Source organism: Microbacterium sp. SLBN-111 (genome assembly GCF_049739645.1).
In the GTDB taxonomy this organism is placed as follows: Bacteria; Actinomycetota; Actinomycetes; order Actinomycetales; family Microbacteriaceae; genus Microbacterium.
In genome coordinates, this window is record NZ_JBMGQH010000001.1 from 2510270 (window position 1) to 2528097 (window position 17828).

16 protein-coding genes and 1 pseudogene are annotated in these 17828 nt (G+C 71.1%); 8 read left to right on the forward strand and 9 right to left on the reverse strand.

What is annotated here, in order from left to right; genetic code table 11:
- Positions 1-7: 7 nt before the first annotated feature.
- The 3 genes from RKD05_RS11615 to RKD05_RS11625 form a co-directional block, all read right to left on the reverse strand.
- On the reverse strand, positions 8-985 hold the full coding sequence (locus RKD05_RS11615; RefSeq protein ID WP_424710181.1) for a MauE/DoxX family redox-associated membrane protein: 978 nt from the start codon (positions 983-985) through the stop codon (positions 8-10).
- A gap of 109 nt (positions 986-1094) precedes the next feature.
- Positions 1095-1814 (reverse strand): ABC transporter ATP-binding protein, encoded by a 720-nt coding sequence (locus RKD05_RS11620; RefSeq protein WP_424711834.1) that lies wholly within the window; start codon positions 1812-1814, stop codon positions 1095-1097.
- 35 nt (positions 1815-1849) lie between these two features.
- Entirely contained in the window at positions 1850-3313 is a 1464-nt protein-coding gene (locus tag RKD05_RS11625) for an ABC transporter permease (protein WP_424710182.1), read from the reverse strand.
- Positions 3314-3467: 154 nt separating this feature from the next.
- Between RKD05_RS11625 and RKD05_RS11630 the strand changes: the two are divergent.
- A pseudogene (locus tag RKD05_RS11630) lies at positions 3468-4191 on the forward strand (response regulator transcription factor).
- Positions 4188-5678 (forward strand): sensor histidine kinase, encoded by a 1491-nt coding sequence (locus RKD05_RS11635; RefSeq protein WP_424710184.1) that lies wholly within the window; start codon positions 4188-4190, stop codon positions 5676-5678. Before RKD05_RS11630 ends, RKD05_RS11635 begins: the two are co-directional and overlap by 4 nt.
- Before the next feature lie 7 nt (positions 5679-5685).
- Here RKD05_RS11635 and RKD05_RS11640 read toward each other — a convergent pair whose 3' ends face one another.
- Entirely contained in the window at positions 5686-6441 is a 756-nt protein-coding gene (locus RKD05_RS11640) for an SDR family NAD(P)-dependent oxidoreductase (protein WP_424710186.1), read from the reverse strand.
- Between the two features lie 60 nt (positions 6442-6501).
- On the opposite strand from RKD05_RS11640, the gene RKD05_RS11645 reads away from it, so the two are divergent.
- The 4 genes from RKD05_RS11645 to RKD05_RS11660 all read left to right on the forward strand — a co-directional run bounded on the left by RKD05_RS11645 (position 6502) and on the right by RKD05_RS11660 (position 10337).
- Positions 6502-6987, forward strand: a complete 486-nt coding sequence (locus tag RKD05_RS11645; RefSeq protein ID WP_424710187.1) for a MarR family winged helix-turn-helix transcriptional regulator — start codon at positions 6502-6504, stop codon at positions 6985-6987.
- A gap of 133 nt (positions 6988-7120) precedes the next feature.
- A complete protein-coding gene (locus tag RKD05_RS11650; RefSeq protein ID WP_424710189.1) occupies positions 7121-7897 on the forward strand; it encodes an electron transfer flavoprotein subunit beta/FixA family protein in 777 nt (258 codons plus the stop codon).
- Between the two features lie 11 nt (positions 7898-7908).
- Positions 7909-8880, forward strand: a complete 972-nt coding sequence (locus tag RKD05_RS11655) for an electron transfer flavoprotein subunit alpha/FixB family protein (protein WP_424710190.1) — start codon at positions 7909-7911, stop codon at positions 8878-8880.
- 128 nt (positions 8881-9008) lie between these two features.
- Positions 9009-10337 (forward strand): cytochrome b/b6 domain-containing protein, encoded by a 1329-nt coding sequence (locus RKD05_RS11660; RefSeq protein WP_424710192.1) that lies wholly within the window; start codon positions 9009-9011, stop codon positions 10335-10337.
- A 117-nt stretch (positions 10338-10454) separates the two neighbouring features.
- Here RKD05_RS11660 and RKD05_RS11665 read toward each other — a convergent pair whose 3' ends face one another.
- From RKD05_RS11665 to RKD05_RS11685, 5 genes are all read right to left on the reverse strand, one after another.
- Positions 10455-11858 carry a carboxyl transferase domain-containing protein gene (locus tag RKD05_RS11665; protein WP_424710193.1) on the reverse strand — a complete coding sequence of 468 codons (1404 nt, stop codon included), beginning with the start codon at positions 11856-11858 and terminating at the stop codon, positions 10455-10457.
- Positions 11859-11877: 19 nt separating this feature from the next.
- A complete protein-coding gene (locus tag RKD05_RS11670; RefSeq protein WP_424710195.1) occupies positions 11878-13224 on the reverse strand; it encodes a VWA domain-containing protein in 1347 nt (448 codons plus the stop codon).
- Positions 13221-14096: an AAA family ATPase gene (locus tag RKD05_RS11675; RefSeq protein WP_424710196.1), complete on the reverse strand. Its 876-nt coding sequence runs from the start codon at positions 14094-14096 to the stop codon at positions 13221-13223. Before RKD05_RS11675 ends, RKD05_RS11670 begins: the two co-directional genes overlap by 4 nt.
- Before the next feature lie 79 nt (positions 14097-14175).
- Positions 14176-14841, reverse strand: a complete 666-nt coding sequence (locus tag RKD05_RS11680; RefSeq protein ID WP_424710197.1) for an alpha/beta fold hydrolase — start codon at positions 14839-14841, stop codon at positions 14176-14178.
- 8 nt (positions 14842-14849) lie between these two features.
- Positions 14850-15161, reverse strand: coding sequence for a hypothetical protein (locus RKD05_RS11685; RefSeq protein ID WP_424710199.1), 312 nt, complete (start codon positions 15159-15161; stop codon positions 14850-14852).
- An 87-nt stretch (positions 15162-15248) separates the two neighbouring features.
- Between RKD05_RS11685 and RKD05_RS11690 the strand changes: the two genes are divergently transcribed.
- Positions 15249-16697 (forward strand): NAD-dependent succinate-semialdehyde dehydrogenase, encoded by a 1449-nt coding sequence (locus RKD05_RS11690; protein ID WP_424710200.1) that lies wholly within the window; start codon positions 15249-15251, stop codon positions 16695-16697.
- 26 nt (positions 16698-16723) lie between these two features.
- On the forward strand, positions 16724-17803 hold the full coding sequence (locus RKD05_RS11695) for an acyl-CoA dehydrogenase family protein (RefSeq protein ID WP_424710202.1): 1080 nt from the start codon (positions 16724-16726) through the stop codon (positions 17801-17803).
- Positions 17804-17828: the final 25 nt, after the last annotated feature.

Here is a 17828-nt window from a genome sequence, read left to right on the forward strand (position 1 = left end):
GATTAGTTCACAGGTCGACATCGTCGAGCCCGCGAGGGCGCAGCGCAGCGACCGCTTCCTCGATGCCGCGCGCGAGATCGAAGATCTGATCGCTGCCGCGCACCGGATCCGCTGGAATGGTGCCGTCAGCGGCCAGGAGCAGGGCCGAGGGCGTGGCGGCGAGCCCGAGGACGCGTGCAACCTCTCCGTCGTCGTCCCACAGCCGAGCGGCATCGGGTGCGATCCCGTTCACCGGCGTACGTTCCATCACCCGTACCCTCACGCGGTCGCCGATGAGGTCTCCGTCGGAGAACGCCTCGATGACCGAGGTGCAGGGTCCGCAGCCCGACTTGACGTTGATGAGCAGCACCGCGCCGTCGGCGGTGAGGCCCGGGAGGGGCACGGGGGATCCAGAACCATCCCGCAGGAGGAGGTCGGGGAGGACGAGCGGTCGATCCTCGTACGTCTCGGCGTCGCGTGGCCGTGACGGGCCCAGGAGGATCGCTGCGGTGACTCCGGCGGAGAGCACGGCTGCCAGCACGACCCCGAAGAGCACGTCGGGCCAGGACCGGATGGCATCTGGAATCGGGGCCGTCGTCGCTGGATCGACGACGACGGTGAGGAGGGCCAGCGCCGTGAGGATGCTGTTTCGGACGACCGTCCGGCCGGTGATGGGCTGCGTGGACCCGAAGCAGTTGCACGCGACGGCGTCCCCCGATCGGATCACCCGCACGACGAGGAACGTCAACACCGCCATCAGGAGCAGCCCCGCGAGGGAGGCGAGCCACCAGAGGGGTGCGGGCAGAACCAACAGCCCGACCCCGAGGGCGATCTCGACGATCGGGTAGGCGCGCGCCACACCGTCGCGCTGCAGGATCGAGGGGAGACCCAGAGCGCGGATCGTGTCACGGGTGCTCTCCGCGGCTCGCAGCTTCAGGATGCCGCTGGCGAGGAACGCTGCGCTGACGATGATCGTCGCGACGAGGTGCACGGTGGTCCAAGTCATCACGTCTGGAAGCCTAGACGCGGACTTTTCCGCGGGGGAGGGACCGAGGAGGCGGCTCGAGAAGCCGACGGACCGCTGCCGGTGTCTTCTGCACCGGCAGCGGCCCGCGTCATCCGTGGGCGATTTCGGTGATCTTCCCGTCCGCGAGACGCAGCCGACGGCGGGCGCGGCGGGCGACGGCGGAGTCGTGCGTGACGACGACGAGGGTGAGTCCCTCGGCGTTCAGCGCGTCCAGGACATCGAGGATCTCGTCGCGCATGTGCTCGTCGAGGTTGCCGGTCGGTTCGTCGGCGAGAAGCACCGTGGGCTGTTTGGCGACCGCCCGGGCGATCGCGACACGCTGCTGCTGACCGCCCGACAGTTCGCCCGGTCGGTGGTCGTGGCGCTCGGCGAGCCCGACGCGGCCCAGCGCCTCGTGGACGCGGTGCTTCCGTTCGTCGCGGGAGAGCCCGAGGGGCTCGAGTCCCATGTCGACGTTCTCGGCCGCGGTCAGGGTGGGGATGAGGTTGAACCCCTGGAACACGAAGCCGATATCGCTCGCCCGGATGCGGCTGAGCCTCCCGTTCGAGGCCTGCGCGATGTCGAGGTCGCCGAGGCGCACGCTCCCCGACGTCGGTCGGTCGAGCGCCCCGAGCATCTGGAGGAGCGTCGACTTGCCGCCCCCCGTGGGTCCCTGGATGGTGACGAAGTCGCCGGCGGCGATCTCCAGGTCGATCCCCGCGAGCGCGGTCACGGTGCGCTCGCGCTGACGGTACGTGCGGGTGACGTTCTCGAGCCGGTAGCCGACCGCGTTCGCAGCTGCGGCTTCGGTGGTGGATGCAGTTGTCATGGTCACGATGTCTCCTGGTGGGTGAGGGATGCCGGTCAGCCGACGGCGCGGAGGGCGGCGGCGGGGCTGAGTCGTGCGGCGCGCCAGCCGCCGAAGGCTCCCGCGAGCACGCCGCCGAGGATCGCGATGCCGACCGCGGCGACGATGATGGTCGGGGTGAGCGGGGCGTGCAGGACGACGTCCGAGGCCTGCGCCGCCGCGCGGCCGAATCCGCCGCCGCCGCCGTATCCGCCGCCCCCGCCGCCGAAGCCCCCGCCCCCGCCCTGCCCGCCGGCGCCCCGGCCAGAGGCGGTGACCGCGATGGTCGGGGAGATGATGTTGACGATCAGGATGCCGCCGAGCCCGAGGATCAGACCCGCGGCGCCGCCGATGAGCCCCTGCACGAGCGACTCGCCCGCGACCTGGCCGACGACGCGGCCGTTGGACCAGCCGATCGCCTTGAGCGTGCCGAACTCGCGGGTGCGGCGGGCGACGCCCGACAGGGTAAAGAGGACCGCGAGGGCGACGGCGACGGCGAGCACGACGATCGACAGCCAGGTGCCGAGGTTGGTGATGAGCGACGACGCGCTGGAGAGCGAGCCGGAGACGGTGGATGCCAGCTCGGACTCGGAACTCACGGTGGCGTTCGGCAGCGCGGCGGTGAGCTCGCTCTGCACCGTGCCGATGGCATCCGACGAGGTGGCCTGCACGTACACGGTCGACACGACGTCGCCGGCACCGGACAGCGTCTGCGCCACGTCGAGGGGGAGGTAGACGTTCGCGGCCGTGTCGGCGGTGGCCGCGGCCGAGGTCACGATGCCGACGATCTGCATCGCCGTGCCGCCGACGTCGATCGTCCCGCCCACGGCGAGGCTCTTGCTCGCGGCGTAGGTGGAGTCGAGGACGGCGACGTCCGTGCCCGCGTCGGAGGCGGCGAGCGCGCGGCCCTCGGAGACGGTCACCGCGGAGAGCGGGCCGACCGTGGCGGCGGGGTCGACGCCGAGGACACTGAAGGCGTCGACGTTGAAGTTGCTCCCGCCGTTGCCGCCGGGTCCACCGCCGTTGCGCTCGCCGCGTTCGCCGGACTCGGCCGCGCTGCGGTCGGGTACCTGTCCGGAGAAGGTCGTGTTGGTGAGGGAGAGCGCACCGGTCGCCGAGGCGACGCCGTCGAGTCCCGCGACCGTCGACACCGTCGAGGCGTCGAGCGTCTGGCGTCGGAAGTCGGTGATCAGGCGGGACTGGCTGAGGGAGGTCGTGCCGTCCTGGCTCGAGCCGGCGTCGGCGCCGAAGTCGAAGCGCGGCCCGGTGCCCGACCCGGGCTCGGCCTGGGCTCCCGTCACCGTGAGGTCCGTGCCCACGCCGTAGACCGAGGCGAGGGCCTCCGATTGCGCGTCGCGGACGCCCGCCGAGAGCGCGTTGACGACGATGACGAGCGCGATCGCGACGGCGAGGCCGACCGCCACGATGACGGTCTGTCGTTTGCGGCCGCCGAGTTCGCGCCGCAGGTACGTCCAGTACATGGTTCTCCTTCCGGGCGCGGGGTGCGGCCGTGGCCACGAAGTTAGGGACGGCACCCTCACCGATTCCTCACCGTTGCTATGAAGCGGTTATGGGCGGTGCCGGGAGCGGCCCGAAGGGATGCCGAGCGGCTCCGGACACGGCATGCTGAGGCACATGCCCGCTTCCCGGCCGCCGCTGACCCGTCCCGACGGAACGCCCATCCGCGCGCTCGTCGTCGACGACGAGCTGAACCTCGGCGAACTGCTGCGCATGGCGATGAGCAACGAGGGATGGGAGGCGCGCGCGACCACCGACGCGCGCGCGGCGCTGGAGGTCATCCGCGATTTCGGCCCCGACCTGCTGGTCCTCGACGTCATGATGCCCGGCATCGACGGCGTCGAGCTGCTCACCGCGCGTCCGCTCCGCCGGGAACGACGTCCCCGTCCTGTTCTTGACGGCGAAGGATGCCGTGGAGGACCGCATCGCCGGGATCGCCGCGGGCGGCGACGACTACGTCACGAAGCCCTTCAACCTCGAGGAGGTCATCCTCCGCCTGCGCGGGATGGCCCGGCGGCACGTCGCCGCGGCCGCGATCGCCGACACCGTGCTGCGCGTCGGGGACCTCGCGCTCGACGAGGAGGCGTACGAGGTCGAGCGGGGTGGCATCCCGGTCAAGCTCACGGCGAAGGAGTTCGAGCTGCTGCGCTACCTCATGCAGAACGCGCGTCGCGTGGTGAGCAAGGCGCAGATCCTCGACACGGTGTGGGGGTACGACTTCGGCGGCGACAGCGGCGTCGTCGAGATCTACATCTCGTACCTGCGGCGGAAGATCGACGCGGGGCGGGAGCCCCTGATCCACACGGTGCGCGGGGTCGGCTACACGATCAAGCCGTCATGACCCGCCGTCCGCCGACCCTCCAGCGCGTGCTCGTCCTCGGGGCGAGCGGGCTCGTCGCACTCGCGATCGTGGTGATGGCGGTCGCGACCCTGACGGCGCTCCGCGCGTTCGTGTACGACCGGCTTGACGAGCAGGTGACGTCGGCGCTGCAGTTCGCGGCGCAGCGCGACGGCGGGACGCCCGTCAGGTCGGAGCCGACCCCGGCCCCCGGTTCCGTCGCGCCGAGCGGGCGGCCGGCGCCGCGCGCGGGATCGTTGCAGGCGGTGGTCGCGGGCGACGGCACGACCCGGTTCTCCGGCTACGTCGCCGCGGACGGCAGCGAGGTCGCGCTCTCCGACGCGCAGGTGTCGGCGTTGACCGGTGCGGTGCGGCCCGGGGACGCCCCGACCACCGTCGACCTCGGCGGTGACCTGGGCTCCTTCCGGGTGGTCGCGCGCTCGCTCTCGAGCGGGACCACGGTCTTCGCGGGTCTGTCGCTCGCGGATGTCGACGCGACCACGCGCGCGCTCACCGCGATCCTCGTCGCCGTCGGCGCGGTGACGCTGATCGTCGCGGTCGCGGGTCTGTCGCTCTTCGTCCGTCGGAGCCTGCGTCCGCTGGAGCGCGTCGCGGGTGTCGCGCAACGCGTCTCGGAACGCTCCCTCGAACGCGGTGACGTCGACATCCCCGATCGAGTGGATGCCGCCGACACCGACGTCCGCACCGAGGTGGGCCGCGTCGGCGCCTCGCTCAACGACCTCCTCGGGAGGGTGCAGTCCGCGCTCGCCGCGCGCGAGCACAGCGAGAGCGAGCTGCGCCGGTTCATTGCGGATGCCAGTCACGAACTGCGCACGCCCCTCGCGAGCGTCCGCGGCTACGCGCAGCTGTCGCTCGCGGACACCGAACCGATGACGGCATCCCAGCGCCGTTCGCTCGAGCGCATCGAGTCCGAAGCCCGACGGATGGGGACGCTCGTCGAGGACCTGCTGCTCCTCGCGCGCCTCGACGCGGGCCAGCGCCTGCGCGACGACGACGTCGAGCTGCCTCTCCTCGCGGTGGATGCCGTGAGCGACGCGCAGGCCGTCGACCGCGACCGGGAGTGGCGTCTCGAGATCGCCCCGGACGCCCCGCTCACCGTCCCCGGCGACGAGGACCGCCTGCGCCAGGTCATCGCGAACCTGCTGCGGAACGCCCACACCCACACCCCGCCCGGCACGGTGGTCACGACATCGGTGTTCCCCGACGGAGGGCACGTCGTCCTGCGGGTGTCCGACACCGGACCGGGGATCGAGACGGCGGTGGTGGAGCGCCTCTTCGAGCGGTTCGCGCGCGGCGACGAATCGCGCAACCGCGACGCGGGGAGCACGGGCCTCGGGTTGTCGATCGCGCAGGCGATCGTCCTCGCGCACGGGGGGACGATCACGGTCGAGAGCCGCCCGGGGGAGACGACGTTCGAGGTGCGTCTGCCCGCGGCGAGGGAGGCCGGACACCCCTCGCCGCGCGGCTGAGTGGGCGCTACGCCGGCGACATCTGGAACCAGCCGCCGTCCGTCAGGTGGTTCAGGCCCGAGACGAAGGACGCCTCGTCGGAGAGGAGCCACGCGATCGTGGCCGCGATCTCCTCGGGTTCGCCCATGCGTCCGCCGGGCTGTCCCGCGGCGTACATGGCGCGGATGTCGTCCGGCAGCGCCTTCACGGCGGGCGTGTCGATGAGGCCGGGGGCGACGGAGTTCACCCGGATGCCGTCCTTGGCGTACTCGAGCGCGCCCTGGCGGGTCATCTGGATCACACCCGCCTTCGCGATGCCGTAGGCCGGTTGCCCGACGGTCGCGCGCATCCCCGCGCCGGACGCGACGTTCACGATCGCCCCGCCGCCGCTGGTGAGGAAGTGCTCGATCTCGGCCACCATGCAGCGCCACATGCCCTTGAGGTCGATGTTCATGATGAGATCCCACGTGCCCTCCTCCATGTCGTGGAGGCGGGAGGGAACCTGACCGATGCCCGCGACATTGGCGGCGTAGTGCAGGCCGCCCCACGTCGCGACCGCCTCGGCGACCATCTCGTGGGCATCGCCCGGTCGCGACACGTCGACGTGTCGGAAGCGCGCGGATCCGCCCGCCGCCTCGATCTCGCCGACGACCCGCGCGCCCGCGGCATCCGTCACATCCGCGATGAGGACGTGCGCGCCCTTCGCGGCCAGCAGCTTCGCCGTCGCTTCACCGATCCCCGAGGCCCCACCCGTGACGATCGCGACTTTGCCATCGAATGACATGGAATTTCCTTTCCTTTGGAAACTATCTGCAGGAAACAGTACGCCCGGTAGCGTGATCCCGTGAGCGCGAATATCGAGGATGCCGGTGACCTGGGCTACCGCAATCCGATCGCCCTCCCGCTGGCGACGCTGGTCGAACTCTGGAGCGCCGCGGAGTTCCGTTCCCGTCTCAGCAACGACGCGCTGGACGGCCTGGGCGGGACGGACGGTCGCGTGCTGTGGGAGCTCGGATTCCGCGGCCGGGTGCGACCGGGAGTCCTTGCGCGGGTGATGGGTATCGGCGCGCCGAGCATCAGCAAGGCGATCGCGCGTCTGACGGACCGCGGCTTCATCGAGGTGGTCCCCGACCCGGTCGACGCGCGAGCGAGCCTCGTCGGGTTGACGGGGGAGGGGCGCGTCGTCGCGCGAGAGCTGTACCGCGTCGGGGACGACCTGATCGCGCGCCTCACCGCGGACTGGTCGGATGCCGATGCCCGCCGCGCCGCCCACCTGCTCACGCGTCTCGCGGCCGCCGCCCGCGGGATGGTCGAGCGGGGGCCGGAGTGATCCCTCCGCGTCGCTGCGGTTCGTCGCGAGGAGACACGGTCGTCGCGCGTGCTCCGATTGACCTGAATTAGATACGGTAATACTCTCAGTATGTCGGTCGGCGGTGACGCCGACGTCGAGGAGAGGACGCCACGTGCACATCGTCGTGCTGATCAAAGAGGTGCCGGACACCTACGGTGACCGCCGGATCTCCCTGGAGACCGGACTCGTCGACCGCGAAGGCAGCGAGCGCGTCGCCGATGAGATCGGCGAACGGGCCGTCGAGGCGGCGCTCACCCTGCAGGCGGCGAGCGAGGGATCGACCGTGACGGTGATCTGCATGGGCCCGGCGAGCGCCGAGACGGCGGTGCGGAAGGCGCTGGCCATGGGAGCCGACAGCGCGGTGCTCATCAGCGACGACGGCCTGGTCGGCGCCGATCTGACCCTGACCGCGGAAGTCCTGGCGGCTGCCGTTCGGCGCGAGAGCCCCGACCTCGTCCTCACCGGCAACGTCTCCACCGACGGCGGCGGAGGTGTTCTGGGGGCGATGCTCGCCGAGCACCTGGAGCTGCCGCACCTGACGAACCTCTCCGAGATCGAGATCGCCGGCGACATGGTGAGCGGTACGCGGATGACGGAGAGCGGTACGGTCCGACTCGCGGCGGAGCTTCCCGCCGTCGCGAGCATCACGGACGCTCTGCCGGACCCTCGCTTTCCCGCCTTCAAGGGCATCATGGCGGCGAAGAAGAAGCCGCTCACCCGACTGGGCGCGGAGGAACTGGGCGCCGACACCGAGGGTGCGCGCGCGCCGCGGGCCATCGTGATCTCCGCTGCGGCGCGTCCCCCGCGGGCGGCGGGGACCACGATCACCGACGACGGCGAGGGCGGACGTCGCCTCGCCGAATACCTGATCGCCGAGAAGCTCGTCTGAGGAGTGCGCCGATGAATGCCGAACCGATCCTCGCCCTTCTCGACGTGACTCCCGCGGGCGTGCTCGCCCCGAGTGCCGCCGAAGTTCTGGGCGCGGCCGCCACGATCGGCGAACCCGTCGCCGTTGTTCCCGTGCCTCCGGGGGCGGATGCGGACGCGCTGACCGCGGCCGCGGGCGCCGCGGGCGCCGCGCAGGTGATCCGCGTGTCGATCCCGGAGGGAAGCGTCGTCACCCCTCTGGTGGACGCCCTCGCCGCCGCCGAGGGGCTCGTCGTCCCGGCGGCCGTTCTCGTCGCGCATTCGATCGACGGGCGGGAGGCCGCCGCGCGCTTCGCCGTGCGGACTCATCGGGCCCTGCTCATCGACACCGTGGGGGTCGGCGTGGATGAAGAAGGCATCATCGCGCACCACTCCGTCTTCGGGAGCAACTACCTGGTGGATGCCGCAGCCACCGCCGGCGCTCCCGTCATCACGCTCCGTCAGGGCGCCGTGGACGAGCGCGCGGTCGCGGTGGACTCACCCACCGTGCACACGCTGTCGATCGAGCCGTCGGCGCGTCGGTCGGCACGCGCGGACGCGTTCGTCCTCGCCGAGATCAGCAGTTCCCGCCCCGATCTCCGCCGGGCGAAGAAGGTCGTCTCCGGGGGCCGAGGGCTCGCGTCGAAGGAGAAGTTCGCTCTCGTCGAAGAGCTGGCCGACGCGCTGGGCGCGGCCGTCGGCGCCTCCCGCGCCGCCGTGGACTCGGGGTACATCCCCTACGCCCACCAGGTCGGACAGACCGGCGTGACGGTGACCCCGGAGCTCTATGTCGCGGTCGGCATCTCGGGGGCGATCCAGCATCGCGCCGGGATGCAGGCATCCAAGCGCATCGTCGCGATCAACAAGGACGCGGACGCTCCCATCTTCGCGATCGCGGACTTCGGTGTCGTCGGTGACCTGTTCACCATCGTCCCGCAGGCGATCGAGACCCTGAAGCAGCGGTGATGGTGGCGCATTCGGTTCCCGTCCGACGGGGCCTTCCGCGGACGCCGGGCGGCGACCCCTGGCCAGCAGATCGTCTCGAAGTCGCCGTCGTCCTCCCCGGCGGGAGCGATGCCTCCGCGTCCCCGGCCGTGTCCGCCGGGTCCGCGCCGACGATCGCGGACGCGCCGCGGGTGCGCCGTGGCCTGCCCCGGACGTCCGGGGGTGCGCCGTGGCCCGCGGCCGACGTCCGACCGCCGGTGGTGTCGGCGCGGGCCGCGTCGGCGGGGGCGGCCTCGACCCCGCCCCGGAGGGATGCCGACGCGGCGGTCGCCCGCACTCTTCGCCGTTCCTCCGCTCGTCGCGGTCTGCCGCGGCAGCTCGGCGCGGAGGGGTGGCCGCCGGCCGGGACTCTCCTCGAGGCCGCTGTGCCGGGGTGGATCGCCGCGGCCGGCGGCGCTCTCCAGGAGTCGCCCGCGGTCGATCACACGGATCCACAGCCGAGCGTCCCCGCCCCGCGTGAGGATCGCCGCGCGGCCCCACCCGTGCCCGCCGCCGCCGAACGAGAGGTCCGCCCGGCTCGGCGGCGGATCTTCGGGGTGGATGCCGTGACCGCGGTCATCGTCGGCGGCACGCTCGCCGTCGTCCTGGTGGCCAGCGTCGTCCTCATCGTGCGGGTGCTGCTCTGGGGCACGCCCGCGGGCCGCGACTTCGTCGCGCGCTACCCCGGCGAGGTCCCCCTTCCCGCGTGGGCTCCCGAGGGCTTCCCCGCCTGGGTGATGTGGCAGCACTGGCTCAACGCCTTCTTCATGGTCCTCGTCATCAAGACGGGCTGGACCATTCGCCGGACGTCTCGCCCGATGGCATCCTGGCAGTCGCGTCGCGGCGGACGGAAGATCCCCATCGAGCAATTCATCCACGTCTTCCTCGACATGTTCTGGCTCGCGAACGGCATCGTGTTCGTGGTCCTGTTGTTCAGCACGGGGCAGTGGATCCGCGTCGTTCCGTTCTCGTGGGAGTTCCTTCCCAACGCGGTGTCCTCGGCGCTGCAGTACGTGTCCTTGTCGTGGCCGACCGAGGACGGCTGGGTCAACTACAACGCGCTCCAGGTGCTGGCCTACTTCACGACGATCTTCCTCGCTGCCCCGCTCGCGGCGATCACGGGTCTGCGGATGTCGGCCCTGTGGCCGGCTCGCGCCGAGCGTCTCAGCCGGATCTTCCCCGTCGAGGTGGCTCGAAAGGTCCACTTCCCCGTGATGCTCTACTTCGTCCTCTTCGTCCTCGTCCACGTCTTCCTCGTGTTCGCCACCGGTGCGCTGCGCAACCTGAATCACATGTACTGGGGCACGCAGGACGACGGCAGCTGGGCCGGCTTCACGGTGTTCGCGATAGGAATGGTCGCCATCGTCGGCGCCGCTGTGGCGTTGCGTCCGGTCGTCACCACGCAGGTGGCATCCCTGTTCGGTCGCGTCGGACGCTGACCCCGGCGGGTCGTCGCGGCGGACGCTCGCACGCGCGTCGTTCCCGAGGGCCCGCGAAGAGACCCCGCCGCCTCGCCCGCCGAGCGGCGACGATGAGGCGCGGGGTCGACTCGGGCGTCAGCCGATCCGCATCGCGGCGCGGCTTGCGGCATCCGCCCGCACCACGCGCCGACCGGCGTTCTCGAGCCGGAGCGCGTCGACGACGGCGGCCCGCGTGGCATCCACATCGTTCGGGACGATCGCATCGGCGAAGCCCGTCGCCACCACGTCCTCCGCGCGCAAACGGAAGGCGGTCGCCAATTCCGGTGCACGCGCCGCGTCCCGGTAGAGCACGGCCGCGCCGGGTTCGGGGCCGATGACCGAGAAGACCGATCCCTCGCTCAACAGCAGGGTGTCGGTCCAGGCGAGCCCCATCGCCCCGCCGCTCCCGCCCTCGCCCACGCACAGTCCGACGCTGGGGGTCGACAGGTCGCTCAGAGCCACGAGGGTGTGGGAGATTTCGCGCGCGAGCCCCTCCGTCTCCGAGGCGGGGGAGGGGTCGGCGCCGGGAGTGTCGATCACGGTCAGCACCGGGAGTCCGACGCGATCGGCCAGCCGGATGGTTCTCTGCGCGAGCCGGAAGTCCGCGGGCACCGGGCCCGCGTTCCGTCGTCCGGTCTTGTCGCGCTGCATCGCGACCACGGCCGTCTCGATACCGCCGATGCGCGCGATCCCCGCACGGAAGCAACGACCCGCTCCGCGCAGCTCCATCCATTCGTCCGCGAGCCAGCTCACCCAATCCATGCCGCTTGGGTGCTCTGCCGTGCGGACCGCCAGGACTGCCTCCCAGGGTGTGGCGGACGGGCGCGGCGCGGTCGGGCGGGCCAGCCGCAGCGGTTCGGGTGCGTGACGGACGCCGATCGCGCACTCGAGCCACTCCTGCTGCTGCTCCTCGGGAACGAGGGCGTCCACGTTGCCGTCGTGGTAGGCGGCCTCGGCGTTGTGCGACGTGGCATCCGGACGCTCTCCCGTGACGACCTCCACGACGCGCGGGCCGCCGAAGCCGATCACGGCTCCCGGCGCGACGGCGCGCATGTCGACGGCGTTCCCCCACGATGCGAAGACGCCGCCCGTGCTCGGGCTGCGGAAGGCGGCGGCGGAGCGGAGACCGGCCCGTCGATGCACCGCCACCGCTTCCGTGGTCCGTCCCATCTGCATCAGCGCCAGGACGCCCTCCTGCAGGCGTGCTCCGCCGGAGCTGATGATGGCCGCGACCGGGAGGCGGAGGTCCGCCGCGCGCAGGAATGCCGCTGCGGTGGATTCGCCCGCGACCACGCCCATGGTTCCGCCCATCCGATGGAAGTCGCACTCGATGAGGACGTAGTCGCCCAGCGGAGCGTGGACGATTCCGGCGCGGATGGACTCATCGGAGGTGGCCGGTGGGAGGTAGCCGGGGAAGCCGAGAGGATCGGTCGATCGCCAGGCGCCGTCGAACGGGAGGTCGACCCGCGGCTCCGCGATCCTGATGGTCTGATCGGTCATCGTTCGGTTCCTCCGTCGCTCATTTCAGCGTCTCGACAAAACTTTCCAACTGCCGCACCGTGCGGCATTCCACCGCGGCGGTGACGAGCGGTGCGTACTCCGACATCGCGGAATCCCCGTCGCTCCACAGCGCCCGTCGCTCGGGATTGAGCCAGTAGACGCGGGAGGCGACGCGGCAGATCTCCTCGACCACGTCCAGCCTCGGGTCGCGGTAGTTGGTCCGCGCGTCCCCGAGGATGAGGACGGTCGTCCGGAAGTCGATGGCATCCAGATGGCGTCCCGAGAAGGTCGCGAGGACGTTGCCGTAGTCGGAGTGCCCGTCCCCCCAGACGCCCAGGCCGCGGGTGTTGATCAACCGCGTCGTCTCGGTGATGGAGCCTGCGCGTCCGATGAGCGAGGTCACTTCGTCCACGCCGTCGACGAAGACGAAGGAGCGCACGGAGGAGAACCGGCTCTTGAGGGCGAAGGCCAGTTGCAGGGCGAAACCCGCGAACGCCGCGACCGAGCCGGACACGTCCGCCAGAACCACCAGGCGCGGTCTCAGGGGGTCCGGGGGGAGATGACGCAACGACACCGGAGATCCGCCCGTCGACATCGACGCGCGGATGGTGGCTCGCACGTCGAGACGAGACCGCGCCGATGCGGGTGACTGTTCGGCCAGCACCCGCGAGAGTCGACGCGCCAGAGGCTCCACGACCTCGTTCATTCTCGCGATCGTCGCTGTCGATGCGGTGAGGAAGTCGGCATCCGTCGGGAGCGGCGCGCGGAGGACGGCGGCGACGGCGTCCGCTCCGCGATCGGCCACGAGGCGACGTCGCACCTCGCTCTCCACCGTGCGTTCGAACTCCGCGACCGCACGGTCCGCGCGGGCATCGCGCAACCGATCCGCGACGCCCGCCATGCCGCCGTGCAGGACCACGTCGCGCGGAGCCGTGAGAGTGGCGCGGATCTCCTCGACGTGGAGTTCGCGCAGCGTCCGGAAGATGTAATAGGTACCGGCCACCGCACGACCGGGCTCCATCTTCGCGAACCGCCGCACCGCCTCTGCGGCGATCTCGCGGAGCAAGCTCCGATTGCCATGACGCAGGGCGGTCGACGTCGCCGCGCGGAGCGCGTCGTCGCTCAGAGCGCTCAGGCCCGCGCCGTCGACGGGCGTCCCGGTGAAGTACAGATCGAAGAGAGCGTTGAACGTGTCCCGGTACTCCGCTCCCTTGGCCAGGCAGGAGGCGAGGGCGCTGCGGACGGTCTCGCGCTGCGTCAGATCGATCGCGTCGAGCGCCTCGGCGGCCAGGATGAGGTCGCTGGTGACGATGGGGACGTTGACGCGACGGAGTTCGGCGGCGAGCGCCCGCACCGCATCGATCATGTCCGCACGCCGAGGGTCTCTCGCGCCAGATCGATGTCGGACGCGTACTTGAGCAGGACGTTCGCGTGCGCGACGAGCAGGTCCTCGTCGATGTCCGTGGCCCCGAGGAGGAGGAGTGTGCGAGCCCAGTCGATGCTCTCGGAGATGCTCGGTCGCTTCTTGAGGTCGAGTCCGCGCAGCATCGCCACCGTCTCGGCGATCTTCATCGACAGGCGCTCGTCGATCCCGGGCACCCTCGATCGGATGATCTCGCTCTCGCGCTCGGCGTCCGGGTACGAGATGTGCAGGTAGAGGCAGCGGCGCTTGAGAGCGTCGGACAGGCGTCGGTTGTCGTTGGACGTGAGGAAGACGAGCGGGGCCCGCGCCGCGCGCATGGTGCCGAGTTCGGGGATCGTGACCTGGAAGTCGGCGAGGAACTCCAGCAGCAGCGCTTCCGTCTCCATGTCGAGTTGGTCGACCTCGTCGATGAGGAGAACGACGCGGTCTTCGGCTCTGACCGCCTCCAGCAGCGGGCGGGAGAGGAGGAAGTCCTCCGAGAAGACCCCGTCGAGGCTCGCGTCGGGTCCCGTCCCCGCGGCCTGGAGCGCGAGGAGCTGCTTGCGGTAGTCCCATTCGTACAGCGCCCGAGCCTCGTCGATCCCGTGATAGCACTGCAGGCGGATCAGGCGTGCGCCTGTCGTGCGTGCGATGGATGCCGCGAGGTCGGTCTTCCCCGTCCCGGCCGGCCCCTCGAGGAGAAGGGGCTTCTCCAGCGCGGAGGCGAGGAACACCGTCGTCGAGATGTCGGCGTCGGGGAGGTACCCGGTGGCGCGCAGTCCGGTCGCCACGTCGTCCGGGGACGTGAATCCGTGGGGGAGATCTGCGTCGATCATCACTGCTCCATCGCTCGGCCACTACCGTGTGAGATTGCTTACCGTAAGGCATACCATAAATACCCGCCGGCGGCTGCGCTCACGACAGGAATTCCACCGCGGCACGCATGGCCGCCGGGCTCGAGGGGGTGCGCCAGTGGTCGACGTCCGGGAGGAGTCGCAGCTGGGTGTTCGTCATCGAGGTGGCGGCCATGGTCGCCGGCCCCAGGTCGTCCCTCTCGCCCAGGATGATGAGCACGTCGGCCGTGATCGCGCGCAGCCGGCTGGGGGGTGGAGGTCCGGGGAAGTGCCGCAAGAACGCCTCGATGCGCGAGAGGTCGTTCCCCGCGGTCCGCGCCGCCCGGCGCAATTGCGCGATGTCCGCGTCGTCGCGGGCGGGGTCGGCGAGGCGATCGGCCAATCGGGCGTTCTCGCCCGGCCTCGGCCAGGCGCGGTCGCCGAACCCCAGGAGCACGATCCTCTCGAACCGCTCGGGCTCCTGCGCGGCGAGATGCAGCGTGAGCGCCGCGCCGAGGGAGAATCCGATCGCCGTGTCGGCTCCGGCCGCCTCGTCCAGCGCGGTGGACCGCACGAGCTCGATGTCGGCGGTGGGGGGAAGCGGCGAGTCGACGTGACCGGGAAGTCCGAACGGGACGGGCAGGATGTCGATCTCGGCGAGGAGGTCGGGCCATCCGTGCTGGACCCAGCCGTGTTCCCACGAGGACGCGAAGCCGTGCGTCATGAGGGCGCGGCGCGGCGAGGGCATGTCTCGCCTCACACCTCTTCGGCGAACTCGAGGGACGGGGCCTCGCCCGGCTCGAACGACATGGCGGCGCTCTGGGTGAGGCCCGGTGCGAGGGCGGCCATGCGTTCGATCAACTCCGCACCGGAGAGGCTCGGGCAGCGTCCGATCGACACCAGCTGAATGCGACCGTCGGGGTCCTGGCGCCGAAAGGTGCGGTATTCCGCCAGTTCCGGGAGGCCGGCGTGCAGCTCGTCGGTGTGCGTGGTGTTCAGGAAGCGGATGAGATCCGCCTCGTCGCCGGGGGTGCGTGGGCGAGTACGGGCGACCCAGATTGCAGACATGGCATCCTCCTCAGGATTGGAAACGGTGTTACTGTATCGCTTACCGGAACGCGATACAGCGACGTGCGCACACTTGGGAGAACTGCCATGGGAATTGAAGCATCGACCATTCTGATCGACGGGGTCTGGCGGCCCGCGCGATCCGGAGCGACGTTTCCGGTGACCGACCCCGCCTCGGCGGACGTCATCGGTCACGCGTCGGATGGCGACGCTCAGGACGTGCAGGATGCCATCGCCTCGGCATCCACCGCCTTCGAGACGTGGTCGCGGACGACCGCCTATGAGCGCGCGGCCGTCCTCACGCGGGCCCATCGGCTCCTGCAGGAACGGCACGAGGAACTGGCCCGTCTGCTCACGCGCGAGCAGGGCAAGCCCCTGCGCGCGGCGCGCACCGAGGTCACCTATGCGGGCGACTTCCTCGCCTGGTTCGCCGAGGAGGCCAAGCGCATCAGCGGCGTGACCATTCCCTCGGCGCGCGCGGATCAGCGCTTCCTCACGATGCGCCAGCCGGTCGGAGTCGTCGCCGCCATCACCCCGTGGAACTACCCGATCTCGATGATCACGCGCAAGCTCGCCCCGGCCGTCGCGGCAGGCTGCACGGCCATCCTCAAGCCGGCGGCGCAGACGCCGCTGCTCGCCGTGGAGACGCTGAAGCTCTTCCTCGACGCCGGGCTGCCCGCGGGAGTCATCAACATGGTCACCAGCCGCCGGGCCGCAGAAGTCGGCGATGCGCTGCTGGAATCGCCCGAGGTGCGCAAACTCACCTTCACCGGCTCGACCGCGATCGGCAAGATGCTCGTGCATAAGGCCGCGCCGACTCTCAAGAGGGTGTCCGTCGAGCTGGGCGGGCACGCGCCGTTCATCGTCTTCCCGGATGCCGATCCCGAACACGCCGCGAAGGGGGCGGCACTGGTCAAGTTCCTCAACACGGGGCAGGCGTGCATCAGCCCGAACCGCATCTACGTCCACCGCTCCCTCTACGACGCCTTCCTCGAAACCCTGGAGAAGCGGGTCCGCGCGCTGAAGGTGGGACAGGGCGAGCAGGAGGGCGTCTCGATCGGCCCGCTCATCGATGAGCGCGCGGTCGCGAAGATGCAGGAGCAGGTGGGCGACGCGCGGGACAAGGGTGCGCGCGTCCTGGTCGGCGGTGATCGCGTCGCGGTCGACGGCATGGCCGGTACGACCTTCTACGCCCCCACCGTCCTGGCCGACGTCACTCCCGAAATGCTCATCTCGGTCGAGGAGACGTTCGGCCCCATCGCGGCGGTCACGCCGTTCGACGACGAGGACGAGGTCATCCGGCGCGCGAACGACACGGAGTACGGGCTCGCGGCCTACGTGTACACGCGGGACCTGTCGACCGCGATCCGCGTCACCGAGCGCCTCAAGTTCGGCATGGTCGGCGTCAACGACATCAACCCGACCTCGGCGGCGGCGCCGTTCGGCGGTGTCAAGTCGAGCGGACTCGGCCGGGAAGGCGGCTACGAGGGCATCGACGAATACCTCGACACCAAGCTCGTCGGCATCGCCATCTGAAACCCGAAGACGAAGCGGAGGAATGCATGAACCCTTACGAACACCGTCGTCGCAACGTGTCCCTCGACGAGGACGACCAGACGATCGCAGAGGCGTTCGCCGACTTCTTCGGGTCGGTCGTGTCGGCCGACTCCGTCCGGCAGGCGGAGGCCGAGGGCATCGACCGTGACCTCTGGCAGCGGGCGGTCGAGATGGGCGTGACGTCCATGGCGCTGCCGGAACACCTCGGCGGCGACGACGCCGGCGTCTTCGCGCTCGCCCTCGTCGCCGGGGAAGCGGGGCGCGTCCTCGCACCGATCCCGTTCATCGACCACGTCGTCGCGACCCGGCTCCTCGTCGCAACCGGCGACCCCGCCGCGGCGCCGCTCATCGCGGCCGCCGCCGCAGGGGAGACCATCCTCGCCTTCGCGGCGCGGTCGCTCGACGCCCGTCGTCTCGTCGCCGGTGCTGCGATCGCCACGTACACGGTCGGATTCGACGGCACGGACATCGTCGTCGTCTCCGCGGACGAGCCGCGTGCGCGCGTCCGCAACCGCGCGCATCTCCCCTCGGCCTGGGTCGATCCGGCGGCGGAGCGGAACCTGCGTCTGGCGTCCCCGGATGCACCGACGGCCTACCGTCGGGCGCGCGACGAGTGGAACGTGCTGACGGCGGCCGCGCTCGCCGGCCTCACGGCGGGGAGCCTCGCGCTGGGGGCCGAGTCGACGAAGACCCGCGAGACCATGGGAGTGCCCCTGGGGATGCTCCAGGGCGTCGCGTTCCCGCTCGTCGACGCCCACATCGGCGCCGTGAGTGCTCGCAGCCTCGCGCTGCGTGCCGCCTGGTTCCTCGACCACGAGCCCGACGCCGAGACCCACCTTCCGGCCGCCGCGCTCGTATACGCGCACGACGTCGCGGTCCGCGGCACCAACGTCTCGGCGCACGTGCAGGGGGGACTGGGCTTCACCAACGAGGCGCCCACCACCCCCTACTTCCTCCGTGCGCACGGGTGGGCGCTGGCCGGCGGAGATCTGCGCGCCGAACGACGCCACATCGTCGAGAGCGAACTCGCGGCACGGCGGGCCGCGCGCGCCCTCGCGCCCGACCCGGCGGTTCTCGCGCACTGACGCGCAGCTCCGCACCGATCCGTTC